This window comes from Mesorhizobium sp. M7A.F.Ca.CA.002.09.1.1, from assembly GCF_003998555.1.
GTDB lineage: Bacteria > Pseudomonadota > Alphaproteobacteria > Rhizobiales > Rhizobiaceae > Mesorhizobium > Mesorhizobium ciceri.
In genome coordinates, this window is the sequence record NZ_RZRR01000446.1 from 1 (window position 1) to 4,486 (window position 4,486).

Annotated in this window: 5 protein-coding genes and 1 pseudogene; 5 read left to right on the forward strand and 1 reads right to left on the reverse strand. The window is 64.6% G+C overall.

The annotated features are described in order from the left end of the window. Nucleotides 1–168, forward strand: a pseudogene (locus tag EN994_RS36190) (type II secretion system F family protein); the annotation flags it as partial. Between the two features lie 90 nt (nucleotides 169–258). On the opposite strand, the gene EN994_RS19285 reads toward EN994_RS36190, so the two are convergent. Further along, nucleotides 259–1,080 carry a tetratricopeptide repeat protein gene (locus tag EN994_RS19285; protein ID WP_013533677.1) on the reverse strand — a complete coding sequence of 274 codons (822 nt, stop codon included), beginning with the start codon at nucleotides 1,078–1,080 and terminating at the stop codon, nucleotides 259–261. A gap of 116 nt (nucleotides 1,081–1,196) precedes the next feature. Here EN994_RS19285 and EN994_RS19290 point away from each other — a divergent pair, with 116 nt between their 5' ends. The 4 genes from EN994_RS19290 to EN994_RS19305 form a co-directional block, all read left to right on the forward strand. Next, nucleotides 1,197–2,561: a M17 family metallopeptidase gene (locus tag EN994_RS19290; RefSeq protein ID WP_063169999.1), complete on the forward strand. Its 1,365-nt coding sequence runs from the start codon at nucleotides 1,197–1,199 to the stop codon at nucleotides 2,559–2,561. Nucleotides 2,562–2,633: 72 nt separating this feature from the next. Beyond that, nucleotides 2,634–2,984 carry a MarR family winged helix-turn-helix transcriptional regulator gene (locus EN994_RS19295; RefSeq protein ID WP_013533675.1) on the forward strand — a complete coding sequence of 117 codons (351 nt, stop codon included), beginning with the start codon at nucleotides 2,634–2,636 and terminating at the stop codon, nucleotides 2,982–2,984. A gap of 26 nt (nucleotides 2,985–3,010) precedes the next feature. Next, nucleotides 3,011–3,871 carry an NlpC/P60 family protein gene (locus tag EN994_RS19300; protein WP_063170457.1) on the forward strand — a complete coding sequence of 287 codons (861 nt, stop codon included), beginning with the start codon at nucleotides 3,011–3,013 and terminating at the stop codon, nucleotides 3,869–3,871. A gap of 199 nt (nucleotides 3,872–4,070) precedes the next feature. Continuing rightward, a partial coding sequence (locus EN994_RS19305) for a DEAD/DEAH box helicase (RefSeq protein ID WP_127307726.1) occupies nucleotides 4,071–4,486 on the forward strand: 416 nt, incomplete at its 3' end.

The window sequence follows — 4,486 nt, forward strand, 5'->3', positions numbered from 1 at the left end:
AATGCGGCCGAGAAGAAGGCGGCCGCCCTGCCGCCAAAACTTACCGTGCCGATGATCCTGTTTTTCCTGCCGGTGCTTTTCGCCATCATCCTGGGTCCCGCCGGCATTCAGGTCAGCCAACGCGGTATCTTCGGCGATCATGCGGCGCCGGCAACAAACGCCCAGTAGCGGCAAGGCAAATTCCTGCAGTACACTTCAAACGAAGAGGCCGCGCTGCATGCAACGCGGCCTCTTCGTTGGGGCATCGGAATTGTGGTCTCAGTTGGTTGCGGATTTCGGCTTGTCCTGGTCCTTGAGCTGGCTCCAGGCGTTCTGTTGGGCCAGCATCTGCCTGAGATAGGCGACATTTGCCTGCGCCTGTTCGGGCGACAGTTCCTGTGAGGCGATCTTCTCGGCCTCGTCGAACCGGCCTTGCAGGCCGACGACCAGCGCCAGGTTCTGGCGGACCCGGCTGTCCGCATTCGGCTGTTGCGCGGCCGAGCGCATATAGGTTTCGGCGGTGCGCAGATCACCTTCCAGCACATACGACATGCCAAGATTGGAGAGCACGGAAGGCTCGTTCGGCTTGAGGTCGAGCGCCTTGCGGTAAAGCTGGCGCGCATCGTCCTTCTGGCCGGTCTGGTCGAGAATGGCCGCTTCCGCCGACACCAGCCTCCAGTCGGGATATTCCGGTGTCTGAGCGCGGCGCACGGCGTCGAGCGCCGCCTCGAACTGGCCATTGGCGGCCAGCGCCTTGCCGTAGGAGGCAAGCACGTCACGATCCTTGGGCAAAGCGATGGCGAGTTTGCGCATCACGGCCAGCGACTGGTCGGCGTCGCCATCCATCTGCAACGCCGCCGCATAGTTCGTCGCTATCCGCTTGTCGTTGGGGTTCTTCGCGTAGGATTGGCCAAGTGCGCCGGTGGCATTGTGCAGTTCGCCGGCCGACATGCTTTCAAGCGGTTTGCCGCTGGTGCGTGCGATAGAGCCGGTGGAGAGCTTGTCGGTTCCGCAACCGGCGACGCCCGCCGTCAGCGCCAGCACAAGAGCCATGGTGATGAGCCGTTTTCCCCTGATATTGATCCTGCGGTTGGTCGGCATGGCACCCTAAGCCTCCATTCATGCGCGGCCATTGCGTGGCCGTCTTCCCTCTCGCAGAAATATTCTGTTAACCCTAACGGACGGTTAAGAACGGCGACTCACACGGAGAACATCGCATGCCTGTCGAACTCGTCGGGAAGACATTGCCGGGCGCGTTGCCGGTCCATCTGGTCGCCAGGGACGGTCTGGACGCGGCCGGTCTTGCGCCGGCCGCCATCGCCTGGGCCAGGGCCAACGGCTTTTCCGGCGAGGCAGGCAGGACACTGGTCGTGCCCGGCGAAAACGGGGCGCTCGGCGGCGCCTTGTTCGGTATCGGCGATGGCGAAGGCGCGCTTGCCCTCGGCGCATTGTCGAAAGCCTTGCCGGAAGGCGACTGGCATTTCGCCTTGGCGCCGGCCGAGGCCGAACTCGCGGCGATCGCGCTGCTGCTCGGCGGTTATGTCTTCACCCGCTACGGCAAGAAGCCAGGCAGGGCGCTGCGCTTCGGCCTGCCGGCCGACGTCGATGCCGGGCGCGTTCGCCGCATTGTCGATGGCGTCTTCCTGACACGCGATCTGGTCAACACGCCGACCAGCGATATGGGTCCGGAAGATTTGGAGCAGGCGGTGCGGACCCTGGCCGCCAGGCACAAGGCCGAAGTCTCGGTGATCAAGGGTGACGATCTCCTCGACCGGAACTTCCCGATGATCCATGCGGTCGGCCGTGCGTCGACCAGCGCACCGCGCTTGATCGACATGCGATGGGGACAGCAAGACGCACCGAAGGTGACGCTGGTCGGCAAGGGCGTCTGCTTCGACACGGGCGGCCTCGACATCAAGCCATCGTCCGGCATGCTGCTGATGAAGAAGGACATGGGCGGTGCCGCCAATGTCCTTGGCCTCGCCTCGATGATCATGGCTGCCGGGCTGAATGTGCGGCTGCGCGTGCTCATTCCCGCGGTGGAAAATTCGATTGCCGGCAACGCCTTCCGGCCTGGCGACGTGCTGATGAGCCGCAAGGGCATCACTGTCGAGATCGGCAACACGGATGCCGAGGGACGGCTGGTGCTGGCCGACGCGCTGGCGCTGGCCGACGAGGAGGAGCCGCAGCTTCTGGTCGACATGGCGACGCTGACCGGGGCTGCCCGTGTCGCGCTCGGCCCCGATCTGCCACCGTTCTACACCGGCGACGAAACGCTGGCATCCGATCTGGCGGAGGCTTCCGTCGCGACGGAGGATCCGCTGTGGCGCATGCCGCTGTGGCGGCCCTACGATGCAAAACTGTCGTCGAAGATCGCCGACATCAACAATGTCACCACGGACGGTTTCGCCGGCTCGATCACAGCGGCGTTGTTCCTGAAGCGCTTTGTCGAAAAAACCGCGGGCTGGGCGCATTTCGACATCTTCGCCTGGAATCCGGCTGATCGTCCGCATGGCCCCGCCGGCGGCGAGGCACAGGGCATCCGCGCGCTGGAGCGGATCATCGCGAAACGCTATGGCTGACAGTCGCAGGCGAAAGACGGCAATCGCTTTGACTGAAACGGAACCGAAACAATTTGCCGTCATGCTGGCGCGATGTCGATTGCGATGCGCCCGAGCCAGGCCTTGCGACTGTGGCAGCAGGTGATGCTGTCGCAGGTGCGCGACGACGCGCCCGATCTGACCATGCGCCAGACGGCAATCCTGTTCACCATCTATCTCGATCCGCCGCCGCACACCGTGCGCGGGCTCGCCGCCCGGCTCAATGTCACCAAGCCGGTGATCACCCGCGCCCTTGACACGATGGGCGCTTTGAAACTCGTCTCGCGCCATCGCGACGAGCTCGACAAGCGCAATGTTCTGATCAGGCGCACGGTCGAGGGCGCGCTCTTTGTCGAGCGCTTCGGCGATGGTATCATCGCCAAGGCGCTCGAACTGCCGATGTGAGCGACCTTTTCAACAGAGTGCTCGATTTGACTGCCAGGGATGCCCGCCTTCACGCTTTTCGCTCGGACCTTGCCGATGCACGGCTGAAGGGTGAGGTCGCCGCTGACCGCTTCGTCGCCGGCCGGCCGGCGCGGGTCATCGCGTCAGTGGCCGATATGCGCAAGGCGCCGCGGGCGGATGCCGGCGTCAACACGCAAGCCCTGTTCGGCGACGATGTCCTGGTCTTCGATGTCGCTGAAGGCTGGGCCTGGGTCCAGGCCGAACGCGACGGCTATGTCGGCTATGTCGCCGACACGATGCTGGGCAAACGGGACCATACGCCGACGCACATCGTCTGCGTGCCGCGCACCTTCCTCTATCCCGCGCCGGATCTGCGCTTTCCGATCGCCGGACAATTGTCGATGGGATCGACGGTGACAGTGACGGAGGCGGCCGAGACGCGCGGTACGCACTATGCGGTCCTGCCGTCCGGCGAGGCGCTGATCGCAGGTCACCTGCGGCCGCTCAGTGAAGCTGTGTCCGACTATGTCGCGGTTGCCGAGGCGTTTCTAGGAACACCCTATCTCTGGGGTGGCACTTCCGGTTTCGGCATCGACTGTTCGGGGCTGGTGCAACTGGCGATGCGCATGGCCGGCAGAGACGTGCTGCGCGATTCCGACATGCAGGCTGCGGCCCTTGGCGAGCCGCTGGAACCGGGACCTGATTTCTCCGGCTTGCGACGCGGCGATCTGGTGTTCTGGAAGGGCCATGTCGCCGTCATGACCGATGCCGACACGATGATCCACGCCAACGGCCACACCATGCTGGTGTCGCGCGAAGGCCTGAAGGATGCGGTTGACCGCATCGGTTATCTCTATGGTGGCCCGACAGGGTTCAGGAGGCCGTAGCCTTTCTTCCTTCGCCCCGTTCACGGGGAGAAGGTGCCCGAGGGCGGATGAGGGACAGCGCCAGCATTGAGAGGTTCGCGCCGCCCCCCACCTGCCTGCCGGCATCCTCTCCCCGTACCGGGGCGAGGAAAGCTCACCTCGATCACCTTTTGTTCCGATTTTCCTTGGCGTTCGCGCGCCGTCGCGCTACCTCTGGCGGGTGACAGTTGAGCCGCGCCTTGCCGAACAGAATGCCGCCGTGGCCCTGCCCGAACCATTCCTCAGATGGTTTGGCGAGAAAGGCTGGTCGCCGCGCGCCCATCAGATCGAACTTCTGGCGAAGGCCCAGGCCGGTCAGTCGGTCCTGCTGATCGCGCCGACCGGTGCCGGCAAGACGCTGGCCGGCTTCCTGCCTTCGCTGACCGAACTGGCCAACCGGCCAAAGAGAAAGCCGGGCCAGGCGCAGCGCGGTATCCACACGCTCTACATCTCGCCGTTGAAGGCGCTTGCCGTCGATATCGAGCGTAATCTCGGCAAACCGGTGGAAGAGATCGGGCTGCCCGTCACCATCGAGACGCGCACCGGCGACACGCCGGCGCACAAGCGCCAGCGCCAGAAACTGGTGCCGCCCGATAT

Bases quoted from the DNA above. Each gene is read 5' to 3' on its own strand.
- EN994_RS19295 (WP_013533675.1), top strand. From the start codon at position 2,634: ATGTCGATTGCGATGCGCCCGAGCCAGGCCTTGCGACTGTGGCAGCAG.
- EN994_RS19285 (WP_013533677.1), bottom strand. From the start codon at position 1,080: ATGCCGACCAACCGCAGGATCAATATCAGGGGAAAACGGCTCATCACC.
- EN994_RS19290 (WP_063169999.1), top strand. From the start codon at position 1,197: ATGCCTGTCGAACTCGTCGGGAAGACATTGCCGGGCGCGTTGCCGGTC.